Origin of the sequence: Pseudomonas sp. DNDY-54, assembly GCF_019880365.1 — a bacterium.
In the GTDB taxonomy this organism is placed as follows: domain Bacteria; phylum Pseudomonadota; class Gammaproteobacteria; order Pseudomonadales; family Pseudomonadaceae; genus Stutzerimonas; species Stutzerimonas stutzeri_P.
On record NZ_CP082271.1, the window covers coordinates 3,256,317 to 3,277,535 of the forward strand.

Annotated in this window: 19 protein-coding genes; 8 read left to right on the forward strand and 11 right to left on the reverse strand. The window is 58.7% G+C overall.

Annotated features, from left to right (window positions below; genetic code table 11):
- Positions 1-5: 5 nt before the first annotated feature.
- Together K4O48_RS15110 and K4O48_RS15115 are read left to right on the forward strand one after the other, a co-directional pair.
- The gene (locus tag K4O48_RS15110) at positions 6-455 is read left to right on the forward strand and encodes a MarR family winged helix-turn-helix transcriptional regulator (protein WP_222909210.1); all 450 of its coding nucleotides are present in this window, start codon (positions 6-8) and stop codon (positions 453-455) included.
- A gap of 121 nt (positions 456-576) precedes the next feature.
- On the forward strand, positions 577-1,005 hold the full coding sequence (locus K4O48_RS15115) for an organic hydroperoxide resistance protein (RefSeq protein ID WP_222909211.1): 429 nt from the start codon (positions 577-579) through the stop codon (positions 1,003-1,005).
- Between the two features lie 59 nt (positions 1,006-1,064).
- Here the strand turns inward: K4O48_RS15115 and K4O48_RS15120 are convergent, their stop codons facing one another.
- From K4O48_RS15120 to K4O48_RS15145, 6 genes are all read right to left on the reverse strand, one after another.
- Positions 1,065-1,382, reverse strand: coding sequence for a YqfO family protein (locus K4O48_RS15120; RefSeq protein WP_222909212.1), 318 nt, complete (start codon positions 1,380-1,382; stop codon positions 1,065-1,067).
- A 201-nt stretch (positions 1,383-1,583) separates the two neighbouring features.
- A complete protein-coding gene (gene purL / locus K4O48_RS15125) occupies positions 1,584-5,480 on the reverse strand; it encodes a phosphoribosylformylglycinamidine synthase (protein WP_222909213.1) in 3,897 nt (1,298 codons plus the stop codon).
- A 197-nt stretch (positions 5,481-5,677) separates the two neighbouring features.
- A complete protein-coding gene (locus K4O48_RS15130) occupies positions 5,678-6,454 on the reverse strand; it encodes an amino acid ABC transporter ATP-binding protein (RefSeq protein ID WP_222909214.1) in 777 nt (258 codons plus the stop codon).
- Between the two features lie 10 nt (positions 6,455-6,464).
- Positions 6,465-7,562, reverse strand: a complete 1,098-nt coding sequence (locus tag K4O48_RS15135; RefSeq protein ID WP_222909215.1) for an amino acid ABC transporter permease — start codon at positions 7,560-7,562, stop codon at positions 6,465-6,467.
- Positions 7,563-7,572: 10 nt separating this feature from the next.
- On the reverse strand, positions 7,573-8,757 hold the full coding sequence (locus K4O48_RS15140; RefSeq protein ID WP_222909216.1) for an amino acid ABC transporter permease: 1,185 nt from the start codon (positions 8,755-8,757) through the stop codon (positions 7,573-7,575).
- 88 nt (positions 8,758-8,845) lie between these two features.
- Complete coding sequence (locus K4O48_RS15145) at positions 8,846-9,874, reverse strand: amino acid ABC transporter substrate-binding protein (RefSeq protein WP_222909217.1); 1,029 nt, start codon at positions 9,872-9,874, stop codon at positions 8,846-8,848.
- 338 nt (positions 9,875-10,212) lie between these two features.
- Here K4O48_RS15145 and K4O48_RS15150 point away from each other — a divergent pair, with 338 nt between their 5' ends.
- The 4 genes from K4O48_RS15150 (at position 10,213) to K4O48_RS15165 (ending at position 13,878) form a co-directional block, all read left to right on the forward strand.
- Positions 10,213-10,869 (forward strand): alpha/beta hydrolase, encoded by a 657-nt coding sequence (locus K4O48_RS15150; RefSeq protein ID WP_222909218.1) that lies wholly within the window; start codon positions 10,213-10,215, stop codon positions 10,867-10,869.
- Between the two features lie 213 nt (positions 10,870-11,082).
- Positions 11,083-12,018 carry a GGDEF domain-containing protein gene (locus K4O48_RS15155; protein ID WP_222909219.1) on the forward strand — a complete coding sequence of 312 codons (936 nt, stop codon included), beginning with the start codon at positions 11,083-11,085 and terminating at the stop codon, positions 12,016-12,018.
- A gap of 118 nt (positions 12,019-12,136) precedes the next feature.
- On the forward strand, positions 12,137-13,561 hold the full coding sequence (gene rhlB, locus K4O48_RS15160; RefSeq protein ID WP_222909220.1) for an ATP-dependent RNA helicase RhlB: 1,425 nt from the start codon (positions 12,137-12,139) through the stop codon (positions 13,559-13,561).
- 152 nt (positions 13,562-13,713) lie between these two features.
- The gene (locus K4O48_RS15165; protein WP_222909221.1) at positions 13,714-13,878 is read left to right on the forward strand and encodes a hypothetical protein; all 165 of its coding nucleotides are present in this window, start codon (positions 13,714-13,716) and stop codon (positions 13,876-13,878) included.
- On the opposite strand, the gene K4O48_RS15170 is transcribed toward K4O48_RS15165, so the two are convergent.
- The 5 genes from K4O48_RS15170 to dmeF form a co-directional block, all read right to left on the reverse strand.
- Positions 13,875-14,339, reverse strand: a complete 465-nt coding sequence (locus K4O48_RS15170; protein ID WP_222909222.1) for a molybdenum cofactor biosynthesis protein MoaE — start codon at positions 14,337-14,339, stop codon at positions 13,875-13,877. The two genes, K4O48_RS15165 and K4O48_RS15170, sit on opposite strands and share 4 nt — an antisense overlap.
- 2 nt (positions 14,340-14,341) lie before the next feature.
- Positions 14,342-14,590, reverse strand: a complete 249-nt coding sequence (locus tag K4O48_RS15175; protein WP_222912114.1) for a MoaD/ThiS family protein — start codon at positions 14,588-14,590, stop codon at positions 14,342-14,344.
- Positions 14,587-15,057, reverse strand: coding sequence for a cyclic pyranopterin monophosphate synthase MoaC (moaC, locus tag K4O48_RS15180; RefSeq protein WP_222909223.1), 471 nt, complete (start codon positions 15,055-15,057; stop codon positions 14,587-14,589). Before moaC ends, K4O48_RS15175 begins: the two co-directional genes overlap by 4 nt.
- Before the next feature lie 87 nt (positions 15,058-15,144).
- The gene (locus K4O48_RS15185) at positions 15,145-16,533 is read right to left on the reverse strand and encodes a PhoH family protein (RefSeq protein ID WP_222909224.1); all 1,389 of its coding nucleotides are present in this window, start codon (positions 16,531-16,533) and stop codon (positions 15,145-15,147) included.
- Between the two features lie 264 nt (positions 16,534-16,797).
- On the reverse strand, positions 16,798-17,817 hold the full coding sequence (gene dmeF, locus K4O48_RS15190; RefSeq protein WP_222909225.1) for a CDF family Co(II)/Ni(II) efflux transporter DmeF: 1,020 nt from the start codon (positions 17,815-17,817) through the stop codon (positions 16,798-16,800).
- A gap of 132 nt (positions 17,818-17,949) precedes the next feature.
- Between dmeF and yaaA the strand changes: the two genes are divergently transcribed.
- Positions 17,950-18,726: a peroxide stress protein YaaA gene (gene yaaA / locus K4O48_RS15195; RefSeq protein ID WP_222909226.1), complete on the forward strand. Its 777-nt coding sequence runs from the start codon at positions 17,950-17,952 to the stop codon at positions 18,724-18,726.
- 736 nt (positions 18,727-19,462) lie between these two features.
- Positions 19,463-20,905 (forward strand): mannose-1-phosphate guanylyltransferase/mannose-6-phosphate isomerase, encoded by a 1,443-nt coding sequence (locus tag K4O48_RS15200; protein WP_222909227.1) that lies wholly within the window; start codon positions 19,463-19,465, stop codon positions 20,903-20,905.
- Positions 20,906-21,219: the final 314 nt, after the last annotated feature.

Below are 21,219 nucleotides of genomic sequence, written 5' to 3' on the forward strand. Positions count from 1 at the left end.
CATACATGAAAAAGACGCCATCAGATGAGCAGCTGCAGCTAGACAATCAGCTGTGTTTCGCTCTGTATTCCGCTTCCCTCCAGATGACCAAAGCCTATAAGCCGTTGCTGAAGGATTTAGGTCTGACCTATCCGCAGTACTTGGCAATGCTGGTGTTGTGGGAGCGCGACGGGATAACGGTTGGGGAAATCAGCGCCCGCCTGCTGACTGAACCCGGTTCGCTGACACCGCTTCTCAAGCGCCTTGAAGCGGAAGGTCTGATCAGACGAACCCGAAGTAGCCACGATGAGCGAGTAGTCGAGTTGCACCTCACAGATGTCGGACGCGCTATGAAAGCACGTGCGCAGAATTTCCCGGCGTGCATGCTCGAATGCACCCAACAATCGCCCGATGCGCTGCTGGCATTGCGCGATCAACTCGTGTCCCTTCGCAGCGCCTTGCTGAAAAGCAGCTAAACATCATCTATAGCCACTAGCTCGCCACAGTAAAAGCCGCGATGCCGTTGATATTTACCTTGTGCACAAGATTTTATCGCGATAGGTTATTCACCCACTCCGCCTGGACAAGGAAATCAATATGCAAACCATCACTGTTCTGTATACCGCTACCGCCACGGCAACCGGAGGCCGCGACGGCCGCGCGACGTCATCGGACGGCTTGCTTGATGTGCAGCTCTCCACCCCACGCGAACTTGGGGGACAAGGTGGCGACGGCACCAATCCAGAGCAGCTTTTCGCTGCGGGCTATTCGGCCTGCTTCATTGGCGCGCTCAAGTTCGTCGCCGGCCAGCTAAAACAATCGCTACCAGCCGACACAGCCGTTACTGGACAGGTAGGCATCGGCCAGATCCCTGGTGGCTTCGGACTGGAGGTGCAATTAAACGTCAGCCTGCCAGGTCTTGAGCAAACGGCTGCCGAGCAATTGACCGAAGCCGCCCACAAGGTGTGCCCCTACTCCAACGCTACACGGGGAAATATCGAAGTACGGCTGAACGTCAGCGTCTGAATCAGACACTGAGACCCTGGGCCACCGTGTGGCTCGGGTCTCCTCGATACATTCATCGATCAGAACTGCAAATCAGACAGTCGCCACACCTCGAACGCGGGCGTCTCGTACGGATGGGTGTTCTTAAGCGCCTTGACGGTGTCATGTATCAGCTCGTCGGCTACGACTAGCTCAACCTTCCATTCAGAGACCGAATGCACCTGCCCTAGTTGCCCGAGGAATGGCTTGGAGCCCTCGAGAGGCCGATATTGGCCGTGGCCAAGGACTTGCCAGCAGCAGTGGTCATAAGCGCCGACCCGCCCCGCTCCCGCTGCGAAAACCGCTTTCTTGACTGCGTCCAGATGGCTTTCCGGAACATAGAAACACAGCTTGTACATCAATATCTCCGCACAGAAAACGGCCGGCGGAGCACTATCCCCGCCGCAGATCATGTCCAGGAGCCAGTCTTCCTGCTCGTCCAGACCCACATGAGACGCTGGTCTCAATGCTTGGTTCAGGGGCAACAGGTCGACCACTTCACAGACAATAAAAAACCCGAAACGCCTACGCGCTTCGGGTTCTTGTGACTCAGCTCAGCTTCAATCCACCCAAACGCGTGCGTTGCGGAACATGCGCATCCAGCCGCCGTCTTCCTGCCAGTCGTCAGGGCGCCACGAGTTGGTCACTGCGCGGAAGACCCGCTCAGGGTGCGGCATCATGATGGTCACGCGACCGTCACGCGTGGTCAGGCCGGTAATACCGCGCGGGGAACCGCCCGGGTTGGCCGGATAACGCTCGGTGACCTTGCCGTGGTTGTCCACGTAACGCAGCGCGACGGTGCCGGAGAGGTCGGCCTCGAGCAGCGCCTCTTCGCTTTCGAACTCCGCGTGACCCTCACCATGCGCGATGGCAATGGGAAGGCGTGAACCGGCCATCCCCTGAAGGAAGATCGATGGCGAGTCCTGAATCTGAACCATGGCCACGCGCGCCTCGAACTGCTCGGACCGGTTGCGCACGAAATGCGGCCAGGATTCGCTGCCAGGCACCAACTCATGGAGGTTGGATAGCATCTGGCAACCATTGCAAACGCCCAGCGCGAAGCTGTCCTTGCGCTCGAGAAAGGCACTGAAGTCATCGCGGGCACGGCTATTGAACAGGATCGACTTGGCCCAGCCTTCGCCCGCCCCCAGCACATCGCCGTAGGAGAAACCGCCACACGCGACCATCCCCTTGAAGCGCTCGAGGCTAATACGTCCCGACAGGATGTCGCTCATATGGACGTCTACCGCGGTGAAGCCCGCCCGGTCGAACGCCGCGGCCATTTCGGTCTGGCCATTGACCCCCTGCTCGCGCAGGATGGCGACTTCTGGCCGTACGCCACGCTTGATATAGGGCGCCGCGATGTTCTCGTTGACATCGAAACCCAGCGTGACGCTCAAGCCTGGATTGTCTTCTTCAAGCAGCGCGTCGAATTCCTGATCGGCACAATCGACATTGTCACGCAGGCGCTGGATTTGATAGCTGGTCTCGGACCACTGACGTTGCAGCAGGCGGCGATCGCCGGCAAAAACATCAACGCCTTCAAACTTGATGGCGACATGACCGTTGTTGACGGGCTGACCGATGACGGACACGCAGTCGGCGAGGCCCGCGGCACTGAACTGCGCCAGAACCACTTCGGTATCACCCTGGCGAACCTGGATTAGCGCACCCAGTTCCTCGTTGAACAAGGCGGCCGGGACCTGCGCGGCACTGTCCACCAGACCATCGAGGTTGAGGTTGAGCCCGCAATGCCCGGCAAAGGCCATTTCGAGGGCCGTGGTCAGCAATCCGCCATCGGACCGGTCGTGATAGGCCAGCAAGAGCCCGTCAGCGTTGAGTCCTTGAATCACCGCAAAGAACGCTTGCAGGTCTTCGGCGTCGTCGACGTCAGGCGCCTGGCGCGCCATCTGGCCGTAGACCTGGGCGAGAATCGACGCCCCCATGCGGTTTTGCCCGCGACCGAGATCAATCAGCACCAGGTCGGTTTCGCCCTTGTCCAGGCGCAGCTGCGGCGTCAGGGTCTGGCGGATGTCCACCACCGGCGCGAAGCCGGACACGATGAGCGACAGGGGGGACGTCACGCTCTTCTCGGCGCCCTCCTCAGCCCAGCGCGTCTTCATCGACATCGAGTCCTTACCGACCGGGATGGTGATGCCCAGTTCAGGACAAAGCTCCATGCCAACCGCCCGGACCGTGTCATACAGGCGCGCGTCCTCACCCGGGTGGCCGGCGGCAGCCATCCAGTTGGCGGACAGTTTGATGTCGGAAATTTTTTCGATACGCGCTGCCGCCAGGTTAGTCAGCGTTTCGCCGATCGCCATGCGTCCCGATGCGGGCGCATCGAGCAAGGCGAGCGGCGTGCGCTCGCCCATCGCCATGGCTTCGCCTGTATTCACGTCATAGCTGGTGGCGGTCACGGCGCAATCTGCCACGGGAACTTGCCACGGGCCGACCATCTGATCGCGAGCGACCATGCCGGTGATACTGCGATCGCCGATGGTAATCAGAAAGCTCTTGCTGGCGACTGCCGGATGATGCAGTACCCGGTTGATGGCCTCGGAAAGGTCCACCTGGTCCGCTGCGAAATCATCACCAAGCTCGGCTTCGCGCGTCGCGCTTCGATGCATACGCGGCGCTTTGCCGAGCAGCACGTTCAACGGCATGTCGACGGGGTTGTTGCCAAAATGATTGTCTGCGACGGTCAGGTGCGGCTCGGCAGTGGCTTCACCGACGACCGCAAAGGGGCAACGCTCACGTTTACAGATCGCCTCGAATCGCTCGAGGTCCGCCGCATCGACCGACAACACGTAACGTTCCTGGGACTCGTTGCACCAGATTTCATGCGGCGCCATGCCGGGTTCGTCATTCGGTACATTGCGCAACTCGAAGCGCCCGCCTCGGCCGCCATCATTGACCAGTTCAGGAAAGGCGTTGGACAGGCCACCGGCACCGACATCGTGAATGAACTTGATCGGGTTCTTGTCACCCAGCTGCCAACAGCGATCGATAACCTCCTGACAACGACGTTCCATTTCCGGGTTGTCACGTTGTACCGAGGCGAAATCCAGATCCGCCGAGCTGCTGCCCGTGGCCATGGAAGAGGCCGCACCGCCACCCAGTCCGATCAGCATGGCCGGGCCGCCCAGCACGATCAGCTTGCCGCCGACCGAAATCTCGGCTTTCTGCACATGGTCTTCGCGGATGTTGCCCATGCCACCAGCGAGCATGATCGGCTTGTGATAGCCGCGGACTTCATCGCCACGCGGAGTGCTGATCGACTGTTCAAAGGTACGGAAGTACCCATTCAAGGCAGGCCGACCGAACTCGTTATTGAACGCCGCGCCACCCAGCGGGCCTTCAATCATGATGTCCAGCGGCGTGACGATGCGTTCGGGCTTGCCGTAAGGCACTTCCCATGGCTGCTCGAAGCCGGGGATATTGAGATTGGAGACCGTGAAACCGGTAAGGCCGGCCTTGGGCTTGGCACCACGCCCCGTCGCGCCTTCATCACGGATTTCCCCACCGGAACCGGTGGCAGCCCCTGGGAACGGCGCGATGGCGGTCGGATGGTTGTGGGTCTCGACCTTCATCAGAATATGCACGGGCTGCTGGTTCGCCGCGTACTCACCTGTCTCAGCATCAGGGTAGAAACGCCCCGCCACATTGCCGACGATCACGGCCGCGTTGTCCTTGTAAGCGGACAACACACCTTCGCCATGCAATTGGAAAGTGTTTTTGATCATGCCGAACAAGGACTTGTCCTGGCTTTCGCCATCGATGTCCCAACTGGCATTGAATATCTTGTGTCGGCAGTGCTCGGAATTGGCCTGAGCGAACATCATCAATTCGATGTCGTGTGGGTTGCGGCCCAGGCCGGTGAAGCTGGTCACCAGATAATCAATTTCGTCTTCGGCGAGAGCCAGTCCCAGTTCCACGTTAGCCTGCTCCAGCGCAGCGCGGCCTCCGCCCAATACATCGATAGCGGTTAGCGGCTTCGGCTGCGCATGGCTGAACAGATCGGCCGCGTCCTCGAAACGGTCGAGCACCAGCTGTGTCATCCGGTCATGCAGAACGCCGGCGATCTGCTGGGCTTCAATGTCCGAAACGTCGCCAGCCACGTAGTAGGCGATGCCGCGCTCGAGTCGCTGGATCTTCTCAAGACCACAGTTGCGAGCGATATCGCTCGCCTTGCTTGACCATGGAGAGATGGTGCCGAATCGAGGGATGACGAGGAACAGCCGACCGGCTGGCTCCTGTACTGGCACGCTCGGTCCGTACTTCAGCAGTCGGGCGAGCACTTGCTCCTCGTCTGCGCCAAGCGTGCCGGATACTTCGGCGAAATGAGCGAACTCGGCGTACAACCCGCTTACAGCGGGGACCTTAGCGGTCAGTTGTGCCAGCAGCTTGTCGTGACGGAAGGCGGAAAGAGCGGGAGCACCGCGCAGGATCAACATCGTCGGAACAGCCTCGGAGGGGGGAGCAGTCGGGCCGCGTATTCTAGCCCATGACTGCGTCCGAGGCTAAGCCTGCTGGAAGCTGCCCAGCGCGCAGGGCTGGCTCACGCTGGTCCCGTCCGCCGTACAGGCCCACAGTGGATGTAAAAAAGCGACATCCACCCTACGCCCTGAAGCACGAGCACGCCCCAGCGTGCTTAATGCAGGATCTGGCTCAGGAACAGCTTGGTACGTTCGTTGTTTGGCTGGGTGAAGAAGGCTTCGGGGTCGGCTTCCTCCACAATTTCGCCTTTGTCCATGAATATCACCCGGTCAGCGACAGTGCGCGCAAAGCCCATCTCGTGCGTGACGCAAAGCATGGTCATTCCGCTTTCGGCGAGGCTGACCATGGTGTCCAGCACTTCCTTGACCATTTCAGGGTCCAGCGCCGAGGTCGGCTCGTCAAACAGCATGATTTTCGGCTTCATGCACAGCGCGCGGGCAATCGCGACACGTTGCTGCTGGCCGCCTGACAGCTGCCCTGGAAATTTGTCGGCCTGCTCCGGAATCCGCACGCGCTCAAGATAATGCATGGCGATCTCTTCGGCCTGGCGCCGCGGCATCTTGCGAACCCACATCGGGGCCAGCGTGCAGTTCTGCAGCACGGTGAGGTGTGGGAACAGATTGAAATGCTGGAAGACCATGCCAACTTCGCTACGAATCGCCTCGATCTGCTTCAGGTCGCTGGTCAGTTCCACATCATTGATAACGATGCGGCCCTGCTGATGTTCTTCAAGACGGTTCAGACAACGAATGGTGGTGGACTTGCCTGAACCAGAAGGCCCACACAAGACGATACGTTCGCCCTGACGGACGCTGAGGTTGATGTCCTTGAGCACATGAAACTGGCCAAACCACTTGTGTACGCCCTGCATCTGGATGACCTGTTCACCGGCCCGCTCAGTTTGCTCAGGTTGTAGAGATGTGTCGCTCATGATGCTTCTCCTAATTTCGGTGACCGGTGTCGAGCTTGCGTTCCAGGTGCATGGAGTAGCGCGACATGCCAAAACAGAAAATCCAATAAACCAGCGCAGCAAATACGTATCCCTCGGTCGACATGCCGAGCCAGGCCGGGTCAGACGTTGCACGCTTGATGCTGTTGAGGAAGTCGAACAGGCCGATGATGATCACCAGACTGGTGTCCTTGAACAGTGCGATAAAGGTATTGACGATGCCTGGAATGACCATCTTCAGCGCCTGCGGCAAGATCACGAGCACCATGCTGCGCCAGTAACCAAGGCCCATCGCGGAGGCCGCCTCGTACTGGCCTTTAGGGATCGCCTGCAACCCACCGCGCACCACTTCGGCGATGTAGGCCGCCTCGAAGAACACCACCATCACCATGGCGCGCATGAGCTTGTCGAGGTTCATCCCCTCGGGCAGAAACAACGGCAGCATCACTGACGACATGAACAGCACAGTGATCAGCGGTACGCCGCGCCAAAACTCGATGAACGTCACGCAGAGCACGCGGATCGCCGGCATGTCCGAGCGCCGGCCGAGCGCCAGCAGAATGCCAAGTGGCAGCGCCCCGGCAATACCCACTGCGGCGATAACGATGGTCAACATCAGCCCGCCCCAGCGGCTGGTCGGTACCGTTTCCAGCCCAAGGAAGCCGCCGTGCAACAGCCAATAGGCAAGCAGCGGATACACCAGGAGATAGGCAATGCCGTAGCGGGCCTTATGACGCATTTGCCGGAGGAAAAGCGGCGCCGCGCCAATGATCGCGAGCCAGGCCGTCGCATCCACCCGCCAGCGTAGTTCTGGCGGATAGAAGCCGTACATGAATTGACTGAAACGCGTCTGGACGAAGACCCAACAGGCGCCCTCACGGGTACAGTCGGCCCGCGTCTCACCGGTCCAGTCGGCCTTGATGATTGCCCATTCGATGAGGGGAGGGACAATCAGCCAGATGAGGTACAGCCCGGCCAGTGTCAGCAGCGTGTTGATCCAGCTGGAAAACAAGTTGGCCCGCATCCAACCCACCACACCAATATTGGTCGAGGGCGCCGGCAGGTCCGGTTTGAAAATATGAGTGGTCATGCGCTCGTCCTTACCGCTCGATCAGCGCAATGCGCTTGTTGTACACGTTCATCAACAGCGAAATGCTGATGCTGATGGCGAGGTACACGCTCATGGTGATGGCCATGGTTTCAATCGCCTGGCCGGTCTGGTTGAGCACCGTTCCGGCGAACAGCGAAACCATGTCCGGATAGCCAATCGCAGCCGCTAGAGAAGAGTTCTTCGCCAGGTTCAGGTACTGGCTGGTCAGTGGCGGAATGATCACGCGTAGCGCCTGCGGGATGATCACCAGACGCAGGACTCGACCTGGGCGAAGGCCCAGCGAGGCGGCCGCTTCAGTCTGTCCGTGGCTGACCGATTGGATACCGGCCCGCACGGTTTCGCCAATGAACGCCGCGGTATAGATCGACAGCGCGAGGACGATCGACACCAGCTCCGGGATCACCACCCAACCACCACGAATGTTGAAACGCTGCAGCTCAGGGACTTCCCAGAGAAACGGCGCCCCGAACAGCAGCGAACATAGGCTTGGTATGGCTAGAAACAGCGCCAGACTGCTCCAGAACACCGGAAATGGCTGTCCGGTGGCATGGCGTCGGGCCCTCGCCCAACGGTTGAGCATCACGATCGCCACCAGCGCGACCAACATCCCGAGCCAGAACGGCCAGAAGCCCTCCCCTGCGCTGGGCGATGGCATCTGCACGCCGCGATTGTTCACGAAGATCACATCCCACAGGCTCAAGCTATCTCGCGGCCCCGGTAACGGTGCGAGCACGGCGAAGTAGACGAAGAAGATCTGCAGCAGGGGGGGGATATTGCGGAACGTCTCGATATAAATGGTGGCGATCTGACGGATCAGCCAGTTCGGCGATAACCGGGCGACCCCGAGAATGAACCCAATGATCGTCGCCAGGATGATTCCGATCACACTGACCAGCAGCGTGTTGAGCAAGCCGACCCAGAACACCCGTCCGTATGAATCACTTTCGGTGTAGTCGATCAGATGTTGGGAAATACCGAAGCCGGCAGCGTTGTCGAGAAAACCGAAGCCGGACGTGATGCCCCGATGAGCAAGATTGGTCTGCGTGTTGTGAAACAAAAACCAGCCGATTCCAACGACTGTTATGACGGCAATAACCTGGAATAACCAGGCACGCGCCTGCGGATCCGTGAGCAGCGAGCCGCGCGCTACTCCCGTTTTGGCGATGGTTCGCATCAAGAAACCTCATACGGCACAGCCGATGCAAATGCACCGGCAGCGCTCATCCTTGAAACAAGGCCAGCGTCCCGCTGGCCCAGCGTGGTCAACGCACCGGTGGCGCGTACTGCAGACCTCCATTGGTCCAAAGCGCGTTGAGGCCGCGCTCGATCTTCAGCTCGCTGCCGGAGCCAATGTTGCGCTCGAAGACTTCGCCATAGTTGCCGACTTGCTTGACGATCTGCACTGCCCAGTCCTTCGGCAGTTTCAGGTCCTTGCCGTATTCACCTTCTGCCCCAAGCAGACGCGCCACATCGGGATTTTTGGTGTTTTTAGCTGTTTCTTCGACGTTCGCCGCGGTGATGCCCAACTCCTCGGCGTTGATCATCGCAAGCAACGACCAGCGAACAATGTCGAACCACTCCTCGTCGCCTTGACGCACGGCTGGGCCGAGCGGTTCTTTGGAGATGACCTCGGGCAGCACGATGTAGTCGTCTGGCTTGGCCAGCTTGATGCGCTGAGCATAGAGCTGTGACTGGTCAGAAGTGAGGACGTCGCAACGCCCCGACTCGAGCGATTTGGCGCTCTCATCCGAGGTGTCATAGGTGATCGGGGTGTACTTGAGGTTGTTGGCGCGGAAATAGTCGGAGAGGTTGAGTTCGGTGGTGGTGCCCGCCTGGATGCAAACCGTTGCCCCATCAAGCTCTTTGGCGCTGGAAACACCGACTTCCTTGTTCACCAGAAACCCTTGACCGTCGTAGTAGGTTACGCCGGTAAAGTTCAGCCCCATCGCCGCGTCGCGGGAGCTGGTCCAGGTTGTGTTGCGTGAAAGCACGTCGACTTCACCGGATTGCAGCGCGGTGAAGCGCTCCTTGGCAGTCAGCGGGCTGTATTTGACCTTGCTGGCGTCGCCGAATACCGCAGCCGCAACAGCGCGGCACACATCCACATCGATTCCCTTGTACTCGCCCTTGGCGTCGGTGTAGGAAAAGCCGGGCAGCCCATCGCTTACGCCGCACTGCACGAAGCCTTTACTCTTCACCGCATCCAGGGTCGCCCCTGCCTGCGCCAAGCCGCTGGTGCCCAAAAGTGTCGCGGCGCCAAGCACGGCCAGTGTGGATTTAACCCTTATCATCGAAACCTCCAGTTTGCTTTTTATTGTGCGGGGTCGGGATCTTCTACAGCATTCGACGCATGCCAGTCGACCGTAGCGGCAGAAGAACCTGACCTGAGTCTAGCCGCCGATTGACTATCGGCAACCGCTCCCGATGCGCTCGCCTACAGAACGCAGACGACACCGGCGCAGCTAATGCCCAACAGAGCAAAGCAAGCGGCATACCAGAACCGAATCAACGCGATTTAGCGCCTTCGTACATTTCAACGCAGGCGTCAGTACAGGTAATCTCGCCGCAAATTGCCGCATTGACCCCCGCGCCCGCCCTAATTTGAGGCGGGCCACAGACGGAGCCAGCCATGAGCGCGCCTTTGATCATCGAACCTGCAACAACTGCCGACTCCTGTGTCATCTGGCTGCACGGCCTTGGTGCCGATCGCTACGATTTCCTGCCAGTGGCCGAAGCCCTCCAGCAGCGCCTCTTGCACACACGTTTTGTATTGCCCCAAGCGCCAACCCGGGCGGTAACGATCAATGGAGGCTGGTCGATGCCAAGTTGGTACGACATCCTTGCGATGAGCCCTGCGCGGGCGATCGACCACGCGCAGCTTGAAGAATCGACACACGCTGTTATCGCCCTGATCGAAGAACAGCGTGACAGCGGCATAGATCCTCGACGAATAGTCTTGGCCGGCTTTTCCCAAGGCGGGGCTGTGGTTTATCACACGGCATTCCTGCGCTGGGCCGGACCGCTCGGTGGGGTCTTGGCCTTGTCCACCTATGCACCCACCTTCACTGACGACCTCAAGCTGACGCCATTGCAAGCGAGCCTGCCGGTGTTGTGCCTGCACGGGGCACAAGACAATGTTGTCCTGCCTTCGATGGGACGTGCCGCCTATGACTGCCTGAAGCAGAACAAGGTCGACGCCGAATGGAAGGAATATCCGATGGCCCATGAAGTGCTGCCAAAGGAAATTCGGGACATCGGCGATTGGCTCGCAGCCCGTCTAGGCTGATGGGCGTGACGCAGGTCGCATGAGGCATCCGAAATGTGACGCCGCACGCCGGCGTAGTGGCTAAATAAGGCTACGCTTGGCCTGGGTAGAACAAGACTCGATGCGCCTGCCGTTGCAGCGCTCGTCGCGGCCATACGAAGCCGACCCAGCCGGTAGTGATGAGGCGCCTGCGATAGTCATGACGAAGAGGCCAACCAGCCGAGAGCTGCGGTCATGAAACTTGCAGAATGGCGAGTGGAGATGCAGCACCTCAAACAGGCACGCCTGCTCGATCATGTCGACGAGCCTTGTTTACGGTTGATGCAAGAGGCATTCGAGCCCTTTCTGATCGACGCCGACGACATTCTGCTGTCGCCTCTGGAAACCAATCACTATCTTTACCTGGTGCTCGACGGCGAGCTCGCCGTTCACCTCGATTCGCTGGACGGCCAGCCGGTACGCACTATTGGTCCCGGGGATTGCGCAGGCGAAATCAGCTTTATGGATAACCTGCCTCCCTCCGCCTATGTCATTGCGCTCAAAGCCACGGTATTGATGCGGCTTCACCGGCGTTCGCTGCCGTTACTCACTCGATCGCCAAGACTGATGCAGAATCTCGCCGAGCTGCTCTGTCAGCGCGTCCGCCTGAGTGACCGACTGATCATCAACAGCGAGCAAAACGCCAACGTGGACACGCTAACTGGCTCGTTCAATCGGCGTTGGCTGGAGCACATCTATAACCGTGAGAGCACCCGCTGCGCGTTCAACGGCCAGCCCCTTTCGGTTTTGATGCTTGATGTCGATCGGTTCAAAGACTACAACGACAAGCATGGTCACCTGGCGGGGGACCATGCGCTTTGCCTGGTTGTCGACACGCTAGGGAAACTGCTCCGGCCAGCGGACAGTCTTGTGCGCTACGGCGGTGAGGAATTCGTAATCCTCCTTCCCGACATGGCGCTAGACGATGCCCGCAATGTTGGTGAGCGTTTGCGCCAGAGCCTCGAAACGATTACCTCGTTCCGCTCGCCCATAGGCGCGCTGCCTGGGGTTACGATCTCGATCGGCGTTGCGCCAATGCAGGCAACAGACGATCTGAAAACCCTCATTCACGCCGCCGATCAGGCGCTGTACCAAGCCAAGGCGCTTGGGCGAAACCGCGTTTGCGGCTGAGCAGGCACAGCGCTGGCCGTCTGCAGCCAGACAGGACGTTGGCGCGTTTGAGCAAGTCTTCGCCGTGTCTGCTTCTTGCATTACACTGGCGGGCGAACCTATAGACAGAGACTGAACCGTGCTCAAAGCACTCAAGAAGATTTTTGGCAAAGGCTCTGCAGCACACACTGCGACCCAGCCGTCCGACAACACCCCGAAGCATGTCGACACCTCTCTTCCTGCGCGACCTGAAACGCCAGCCACCCTGTCAGTCGATGCGCCCTCAGCGGCGGCACCGAAGAAGCCCCGCAAAGAGCGCTCACCTAAACCTGCTGCGCCACCCGCGCCTGAATGGAACTTGGAAGATTTCCAGGTCGAAGCAATAGAAGGCAAAACACGCTTTCATGACTTCAAGCTCTCCCCCGAGCTGATGCATGCCATCCAGGATTTGGGATTTCCCTACTGCACACCGATCCAGGCACAGGTCCTCGGGTTCACGCTCAAAGGCCGTGATGCCATCGGGCGTGCCCAGACCGGCACCGGAAAGACCGCCGCGTTTCTGATTTCAACCATCACTCAATTGCTGCAGACCCCGCCGCCCAGCGACCGCTACATGGGTGAGCCGCGGGCGTTGATCATCGCGCCCACCCGGGAACTGGTGGTGCAGATTGCAAAAGATGCACTAGACCTCACCAAGTACACCGACTTGAACGTGATGAGCTTTGTCGGCGGCATGGATTTCGACAAACAGCTGAAGGCTTTGGAGAGCCGCTATTGCGACATTCTGGTGGCGACTCCTGGGCGTCTGTTGGACTTCAATCAGCGTGGCGAAGTGCATCTGGATATGGTCGAGGTGCTGGTTCTCGACGAAGCTGATCGCATGCTCGATATGGGGTTCATTCCGCAAGTTCGTCAGATCATCCGGCAGACCCCGCCGAAGAGCGAGCGCCAGACGTTGCTGTTTTCGGCCACCTTCACCGAAGACGTGATGAACCTGGCCAAGCAATGGACCACCGACCCAGCCATTGTCGAAATCGAAGCCGTGAACGTGGCTAGCGACTCGGTCGAGCAACACGTTTATGCCGTGGCAGGTAGCGATAAATACAAGCTGCTCTATAACCTGATCACCCAGAACGACTGGACTCGCGTCATGGTCTTTGCCAATCGAAAGGACGAGGTTCGCCGCATCGAGGAACGCCTCACCCGCGACGGTATCAGCGCCGTTCAGATGTCCGGCGACGTGCCCCAACACAAGCGAATCCGCGCGCTTGAAGGCTTCCGTGAAGGCAAGATCCGGGTCATGGTCGCGACTGATGTCGCCGGGCGAGGCATACACGTCGACGGTATCAGTCACGTCATCAACTTTACCCTGCCGGAAGTGCCAGACGACTATGTCCACCGCATCGGCCGTACCGGGCGGGCCGGTGCCACCGGCACCTCGATCAGCTTTGCCGGCGAAGACGATGCCTTTGCCTTGCCGGCCATTGAAACGCTGCTCGGGCGCACGATCAGCTGTGAAATGCCACCGGCCGAACTACTGACTCCAGTGCCGCCCAAACGCTAGCCCATGCGAATGCAAAAAGGCGAAACCGAACATCGGCTTCGCCTTTTTTCTGCCCAGCGCAACCATGCTGAGGCAAGACTGACCTGGATCATCCCGCGAACCGCATAAGCACCTAGAGTAAAAGGAAGCCATTCACAACGGGATCCGCGTTCATGGACCACATCGACACCATGCTGCTCCTCATCATCGTAAGCTTCGTCCTGATGGGGGCGGGCTTCAACTTCCGCGAGCAACGATGGGGTATTGCGTTGCTCGGGCTGGGGATCGTTTCGATGCTTTCGACGTTGCTCTACAAGATGCAGATCACGTTCGGCTAGTCGGTTGGCTCTTGCTGCCAGCGACCAGCCGCTAGCTGATCGCTGCAGCGGCCCTCAACCCACCGGGCGCCGGCGGGGGTGTCTTCCTTCTTCCAGAACGGCGCTCGAGTTTTCAAGTAATCCATTACGAATCGGCAGCCGTCGAATGCGGCCTCACGATGAGCGCTCGCAGCGCCAACGAAAACGATCGGCTCACCCGGCTCGAGCCGTCCGACCCTGTGCAGAATTTCCAGCTTGAGTAGAGGCCAACGAGCCGCGGCCTCCTCTGCTATTTTCTGCAGCGCCTTTTCCGTCATGCCCGGTGCATGTTCCAGCAACATTCCGGCAACGTCGTGACCATCATTGAAATCGCGGACGTAACCGACAAAGCCGGCCACCGCGCCAATGCCCAGATTAGCCGCGTGTAGCGCATTGAGTTCGACGCCCGGATCGAAAGGCGCCTGCTGTACCCGCACGCTCATGCTCAGCCTCCAGTTACGGTGGGGAAGAATGCGACCTCATCGCCATCGGCCAACGGCTCGTCGAGGCTGCACAGCTCCTGGTTGCGTGCGCACATTAGATTCTGCTCACCCAATACCGTCCATTCATTACCGCGCGCCAGTAGCCGCTGCCTGAGATCATCGAGCTGCTTAAAGCTCGGGTCCCAATCCATTTGCTCGGCGTCCAAGCCAAGGGCCTCGCGATAGCGTGCAAAATACTGCACCTGGATCATACGGGGGCCTGCCAATGACCGCTCTTGCCACCATGCTTCTCTAGCAATCGCAGGCCTTCGATGGTCATTCCTTTGTCGACTGCTTTGCACATGTCATAAATCGTCAATGCCGCGATGCTCGCAGCGGTTAGCGCTTCCATTTCCACGCCCGTTTGACCGGCCAGCTTGCAGCGTGCCTCGATCCGCACACAATCGTCTCCTTCCGGCTGCAGCTCGACTTTGACGCTGGTGAGCAGCAACGGATGGCAGAGCGGGATCAGCTCATGAGTCCTCTTCGCGGCTTGGATGCCGGCGATGCGGGCAACAGCGAAGACGTCACCTTTGGGATGGCCGCCCTGCTGGATCATCCGCAGGGTTTCAGGACGCATATGCACCTTGGCCTCCGCCACTGCCTCACGTGCCGTAACGGCCTTGGCAGTGACGTCGACCATATTGGCGCGTCCGTTGGAATCGAGATGAGTGAGCATAAGCAAGCGACTCCGGATTTCGATGCCGCATTGTAAACACAATGTTCAGCACCGCACCCCTGCCTGCCGCCCCATGTATCCCGACAACTACATATGCGCCTCTGCGTATTCCGCCAGGATCGAACGCGGGACACCCTGCAAAGTGATGTGCATGCCGTGTGGGAAATCCTTGAATCGTTCGGTCAGGTAGGTCAGCCCAGAACTGGTGGCGGACAAATAGGGAGTGTCGATCTGGGCCAGGTTGCCCAGACAAACCACCTTCGAACCGCTACCCGCGCGGGTGATGATCGTCTTCATCTGGTGCGGCGTGAGGTTCTGGCACTCATCGATCAAAATCAAACTCTGCTGGAAGCTACGGCCGCGGATGTAGTTGAGGGATTTGAACTGCAAAGGCACCTTTTGCAGGATGTAATCCACGCTGCCGTGGGTATTTTCGTCATCCATGTGCAGCGCCTCGAGGTTATCGGTAATCGCACCGAGCCACGGCTCCATCTTCTCCGCTTCAGTTCCCGGTAGAAAGCCAATGTCCTCATCCAGCCCTTGCACACTGCGTGTCGCAATGATTCGACGGTAGCGCTTGCTCACCACGGTCTGCTCGATGGCAGCGGCCAATGCCAAAATCGTCTTACCAGACCCGGCAGCGCCCGACAGGTTGACCAGATGAATGTCCGGGTCAAGCAAAGCGAAAAGCGCCAACGCCTGATGAATGTCTCGCGGGCGCAATCCCCAGGCCTCCTGATGCAGCAGCGGCTCCTGATGCATATCGAGCAAAAGCAGCTCGTCCGCCTTGATGCCCTTGATCCAGCCGACGAAGCCCTGTTCATCGAGGATGAACTCGTTGATATGTACCGCGGGCAAATTATCGATCAGCTGAACCCGGTGCCAGGTCCGCCCGTGCCCCTGATGCGTATCGACCTTACTGACACGGTCCCAAAAGGACCCGCTCAAGCTGTGGTAACCGCGAGACAGCTGACCGACATCGTCCACCAGCTTGTCGGTGTGGTAATCCTCAGACGCAACGCCACAGGCGCGCGCCTTCAGCCGCATGTTGATATCGTTGGTGACCAGCACCACCGGCACGCCGGCCGTGCGCCGCTGGAGCTCGACAACCTGGTTGATGATCTTGTTGTCGTTGAGGTCATCCGGAAGCGCAGTGGAATCTGCGACCTTGCTCATCAGGATGGACAGACTGCCGCACGGCCCGCTCTTCTCGCGCTGGATCGGGACGCCAAGCTCGACCTCTTCGGGAGTAGCGTCACCTAGCACCTTGTCGATTAGCCGGATCGCCTGACGGCATTCGGCGGCCACAGTGTGCTTGCCAGTCTTGAGCTGGTCCAGCTCCTCCAGCACCGTCATCGGAATGGCGACCTGGTGCTCCTGAAAATTCAGCAACGCGTTGGGGTCGTGTATCAGAACGTTTGTATCGAGAACGTAGAGGGTGGGCTGAGTTGCGCGGGGTCTGCCGTAGTCATCCATACGCGATCACCTTTTCGGAGCCGGGACGACGGAGCGCTCAAAGCGCTCCGTCGAAGAGAAAACCACCGTGCTTGAGGTGAGCGGACTTGGGAGGCAGCGGCTTGGGGCCACCCAGAGGCCGCCACCTGTGAGTGCAGGTTTCGGCGGTCTTGACAGAGGTAATACCGCAAAAACGATGACAGGAAAAAGTCTTTTTCAGTCATGTGACATTTTTTTATCTGAACGACGAATCCGTCTTGGCGAATGCCGACTGGATAGCTAGGCTCAGGAATCAATCTGTGTGTTTTCGCCGCACCGATTGACCTCGGCTGTCACGTGTACCAACTCAGAGAACTTGGTCAGTTCAGCCTTGTAGCGATCGGCGGTATGGTTCCGATGGGTGACAATCGTGACGATACAGCTGAATTGAGCACGACCGACTCGCCACAGATGCAGATCGGTTACTTCGGTGTCGGGTATCGCCTCCAGTTGCCGCCGCACGCGTTGTACGAGCGGGTTGTCCATCTCCCGGTCCAGTAGCGCCTTCCCGGTCTCACCCAACAGGCCTTTGGCCCAGATCAAGATCACCATCGCCCCAACGATCCCCATCAACGGGTCCAGCCAGTTCCAACCAAAATACTTAGCACCCAGCAACGCAATGATCGCAGCGATCGAGGTCAGGCCGTCGGTTAGCACATGAATAAAGGCTGCATGGCGGTTAAGGTCGCGCCCGGGCGCTGCTGAATCCGACTGATCGTGATCGTGATCGTGATCGTGATCGTGATCGTGATCGTGATCGTGATCGTGATCGTGATCGTGATCGTGATCGTGATGAGCGTGGTGGTGGTCATGCTGGTCGCGCAACAGCCAGGCCGACACCATATTCACCAACAATCCGACCATTGCTACCCATAACGCTTCGTTGAAACCGATCTGCGCCGGTGACCAGAAGCGCGACAGCGATTCGACGATCATCATCAGCGCCACGACGACCAGCAGTACCGCACTGGCGAAGCCCGCCAGCACTTCTATTTTCCAGGTTCCGAAGGCGAAGCGCCGGTCATTCGCGTAGCGGCGCGCCAGCGCATACGCAACCGCTGCCATGCCGATGGCCACCATATGAGATGCCATGTGCCAACCATCAGCCAGCAATGCCATGGAGTTTAACAGGTGGCCCGCGACGATCTCGGCAGCCATGGTCAACCCAGTCAGCACTACCACAGCCCAGGTTTGCCGCTCAGCACCCTTCTCGAGCGGGCGGTACTCGTGGGACGGCGCCCAGCGGGAATGATTGCATTCAGTCATAAACACTCCTATCGAGCTGAAAGCGTGCCCCTTGAAGCGGCGGCAAGGTCAACCATGGGTTAATCGTGGCCATAGGTGGAGCTCTAGGCCGCATAACGCCTAGAATCGGCCCACATCAAAGGAGACCGATGCATGCTGATGGTGATTTCGCCGGCCAAGACCCTGGATTACGACACCCCACCGACGACTAAACGCTTCACTCAACCTGAACACCTTGACCACGCTCAGCAGCTTATCGATCAGCTGCGCGATCTGTCACCGCAGCAGATCAGCGAACTGATGCACCTGTCGGACAAGCTCGCGGCCCTGAACGTCGCTCGCTACGGAAGCTGGACGCCAGACTTCACGGCGGACAATGCCAAGCAGGCGCTGCTCGCCTTCAAGGGCGATGTGTATACAGGCCTGAATGCCAGCGATTTTTCCGAGCAAGACTTCGACTACGCACAGAAGCACCTGCGAATGCTGTCCGGACTCTATGGGATTCTTCGGCCGCTCGACCTGATGCAGCCCTACAGACTGGAGATGGGAACCAAGCTTGCCAACGTACGCGGCAAAGACCTTTATGCCTTCTGGGGGGAACGCATCAGCACATGGCTTAACGATGCATTAACGGCCCAAGGTGACGATGTACTGCTGAACCTGGCGTCGAATGAATACTTCGGTGCGGTTAAACGCAACGCTTTGAACGCGCGGGTAATCGACGTCGACTTCAAAGACATGAAAAACGGCCAGTACAAGATCATCAGCTTCTACGCCAAGAAAGCCCGTGGCCTGATGACCCGCTATGTCATCAAAGAGCGCATCGAGCGGCCTGAGCAGCTAAAAAACTTCAATTACGACGGCTATCGCTATAGTCCAGATGACTCATCAACTGATCATTTGGTGTTTCTGCGCGACGCTCAAGCCTGAAGCCACCCAGCCTTCAGCATCCCCTCACGGCGACGTCGGGGGGATCTCCCTTCTGAATTCGTCTGCCCCGTTCCCTCCAGCGACTGCTGCCCGTAAGAAAATTCACACCCCTCACATCTGCAAGCCATTGAGGCGGCCTGCGCTGCGCTAGAGCGGCGTTTAGAGCGCCCCTACAAAAACCGATCAGCGGCAAGCGCGCGGGGAACTATCCGAATGCCTCAGCAATCATAAGCGCGTACCGGCATTTCCAGATGGAAAGGAACGTCGCACATGAACGTGCAGTGGAATTCAGAACAGTTTCTTAAGCGTGTCAGCCAGGGTGCGCCTTCAAGGATGCCGGGCATGGCCAACCAGCGACAGACTGGCCGAATCAGCACAACGTCGGGGCTCGGTCGAGTGTGCAGAACGCGCCAGAACAAAGGCAGCGGGGCGCAGTCGGCAGCCGCTCAAACCCGCTTCTGCCAGCTAGGCAAAGGGCCCGCAAGCAACCCTCTCACTAGAGCGACCGGCGCCGCCGTTTCATCCGTGGCGCCCACTGACTATCAAGCAGCACTCCCCTCTTCAGGCTCGGCGCATGCGGCTCGCACCGAGGGCAGTTTTCTTGCCGGAAAACGGAGATTGACGGCGCGAGGCACCTGAAAGCCCGACCTAGAAAAATGTATGGCGAGTACAGACGTCTGTGCCGCCCAAATGGACAAGAAGAACTTCCCCTTCTCAACGATTCAGGAGAAACAGCATGATCCCGGTCATCCTTTCAGGCGGCAGTGGTTCCCGGCTTTGGCCTCTTTCGCGCAAAGCGTTCCCCAAGCAATTCCTGGCGCTGACAGCTGAGCAGACGCTGTTCCAACAAACCATTGAGCGTCTTGCTTTTGAGGGGATGCAACCACCGCTGCTGGTTTGCAACCAAGAACATCGTTTTATCGTCAAAGAGCAGCTGGCGGCGCGCAAGCTGGAGATCCAAGGGCTCATGCTTGAACCCTTCGGCCGCAATACCGCACCCGCAATTGCTATAGCTGCGATGAAGCTCGTCGAAGATGGCCGCGACGAACTGTTGCTGGTTCTGCCAGCGGATCATGTCATCGAAGACCATAAGGCGTTTCAGCGCTCCCTTGCGCTGGCTACCAACGCAGCGGAAAACGGCGAGATGGTTCTGTTCGGCATTCCCGCGACCAGCCCAGAGACCGGTTACGGCTACATCAAGTGTGACCACACCGAGCGCAATGGCCTGCCAGAAGGTGTCAACCGCGTCACTAACTTTGTCGAGAAGCCTGATGAAGCGCGCGCTCAACAGTACGTTGAGTCGGGCGACTATTACTGGAACAGCGGGATGTTTCTGTTCCGCGCCAGCGTCTTCCTGGAAGAGCTGAAAAAGCACGATCCAGACATTTACGACACATGCTGGGTCGCCCTGGAGCGCAGCGTCAAAAATGGTCAGGAAGTGCTGATCGACCCTGCGACTTTCGCCTGCTGCCCCGACAATTCCATCGACTACGCAGTGATGGAGAAGACTGAACTGGCCTGCGTGGTGCCAATGTCCGCCGGCTGGAGCGATGTCGGCTCGTGGTCTTCTCTCTGGGACGTCCTGGAAAAAGACGAGAACGGCAACGTGACCCGCGGCGATGTGATCGTCGAAGACAGCCGAAACTGTCTCGTGCATGGCAATGGCAAGCTGGTAACAGTGGTTGGCCTGGACAACATCGTCGTGGTCGAGACCAAGGACGCGACCATGATCGCGCACAAGGATAAGGTCCAGGACGTCAAGAAGCTCGTCAACAAGCTCGACGCCATGAAGCGCTCCGAAACGCAGAATCACTGCGCCGTTTATCGCCCCTGGGGCTGGTACGACTCGGTCGATATGGGCGGTCGCTTCCAAGTCAAACGCATCTGCGTCAATCCGGGTGCGCAGCTCTCGTTGCAGATGCACCACCACCGGGCGGAACACTGGATCGTTGTATCGGGCACGGCCCAAGTGACGTGCAACGATAAGACGTTCCTGCTTACCGAGAACCAGTCGACTTACATTCCAGTGACTTCAATCCATCGCTTGGCCAACCCAGGCAAGATTCCGCTGGAAATCATTGAAGTTCAATCAGGGAGCTATCTCGGTGAAGACGACATTGAGCGGTTGGATGACGTTTACGGCCGTGCACCTGATGTCACTAGCCATTCAGCGCGCTGAACTCGCTGAATAAAACCAAAAGCCGCGCCGCCATTCGGCGCGGTTTTTTATTGTCTAAGTTAAAGCCATCAGCCCTCAACGTTTCGACACATTCGCACAACGAACGCACAGCCGTTCTCGCGACGAGAATGCGGTATGAACACGCAACACGCGCCTCCATTAAGCGTGGGCCTGCAGCGAGCATTTCAACCGTCCGCATGAGAAGCAGCGAACCAGCACCAGCTAACGAACGCTTAAATGCTTACTTTCAGACACAGTCGCTCTCCCTATCCGCTTGCAAAAGCACCAGCCAAACCATTAAATAAGCGTCTTCA

Coding starts and splice junctions, on each gene's coding strand:
- K4O48_RS15110 (WP_222909210.1), top strand. CDS start 6: ATGAAAAAGACGCCATCAGATGAGCAGCTGCAGCTAGACAATCAGCTG.
- K4O48_RS15115 (WP_222909211.1), top strand. CDS start 577: ATGCAAACCATCACTGTTCTGTATACCGCTACCGCCACGGCAACCGGA.
- K4O48_RS15120 (WP_222909212.1), bottom strand. CDS start 1,382: ATGTACAAGCTGTGTTTCTATGTTCCGGAAAGCCATCTGGACGCAGTC.
- purL (WP_222909213.1), bottom strand. CDS start 5,480: ATGTTGATCCTGCGCGGTGCTCCCGCTCTTTCCGCCTTCCGTCACGAC.
- K4O48_RS15130 (WP_222909214.1), bottom strand. CDS start 6,454: ATGAGCGACACATCTCTACAACCTGAGCAAACTGAGCGGGCCGGTGAA.
- K4O48_RS15135 (WP_222909215.1), bottom strand. CDS start 7,562: ATGACCACTCATATTTTCAAACCGGACCTGCCGGCGCCCTCGACCAAT.
- K4O48_RS15140 (WP_222909216.1), bottom strand. CDS start 8,757: ATGCGAACCATCGCCAAAACGGGAGTAGCGCGCGGCTCGCTGCTCACG.
- K4O48_RS15145 (WP_222909217.1), bottom strand. CDS start 9,874: ATGATAAGGGTTAAATCCACACTGGCCGTGCTTGGCGCCGCGACACTT.
- K4O48_RS15150 (WP_222909218.1), top strand. CDS start 10,213: ATGAGCGCGCCTTTGATCATCGAACCTGCAACAACTGCCGACTCCTGT.
- K4O48_RS15155 (WP_222909219.1), top strand. CDS start 11,083: ATGAAACTTGCAGAATGGCGAGTGGAGATGCAGCACCTCAAACAGGCA.
- K4O48_RS15165 (WP_222909221.1), top strand. CDS start 13,714: ATGGACCACATCGACACCATGCTGCTCCTCATCATCGTAAGCTTCGTC.
- K4O48_RS15170 (WP_222909222.1), bottom strand. CDS start 14,339: ATGAGCGTGCGGGTACAGCAGGCGCCTTTCGATCCGGGCGTCGAACTC.
- K4O48_RS15175 (WP_222912114.1), bottom strand. CDS start 14,590: ATGATCCAGGTGCAGTATTTTGCACGCTATCGCGAGGCCCTTGGCTTG.
- moaC (WP_222909223.1), bottom strand. CDS start 15,057: ATGCTCACTCATCTCGATTCCAACGGACGCGCCAATATGGTCGACGTC.
- K4O48_RS15185 (WP_222909224.1), bottom strand. CDS start 16,533: ATGGATGACTACGGCAGACCCCGCGCAACTCAGCCCACCCTCTACGTT.
- dmeF (WP_222909225.1), bottom strand. CDS start 17,817: ATGACTGAATGCAATCATTCCCGCTGGGCGCCGTCCCACGAGTACCGC.
- yaaA (WP_222909226.1), top strand. CDS start 17,950: ATGCTGATGGTGATTTCGCCGGCCAAGACCCTGGATTACGACACCCCA.
- K4O48_RS15200 (WP_222909227.1), top strand. CDS start 19,463: ATGATCCCGGTCATCCTTTCAGGCGGCAGTGGTTCCCGGCTTTGGCCT.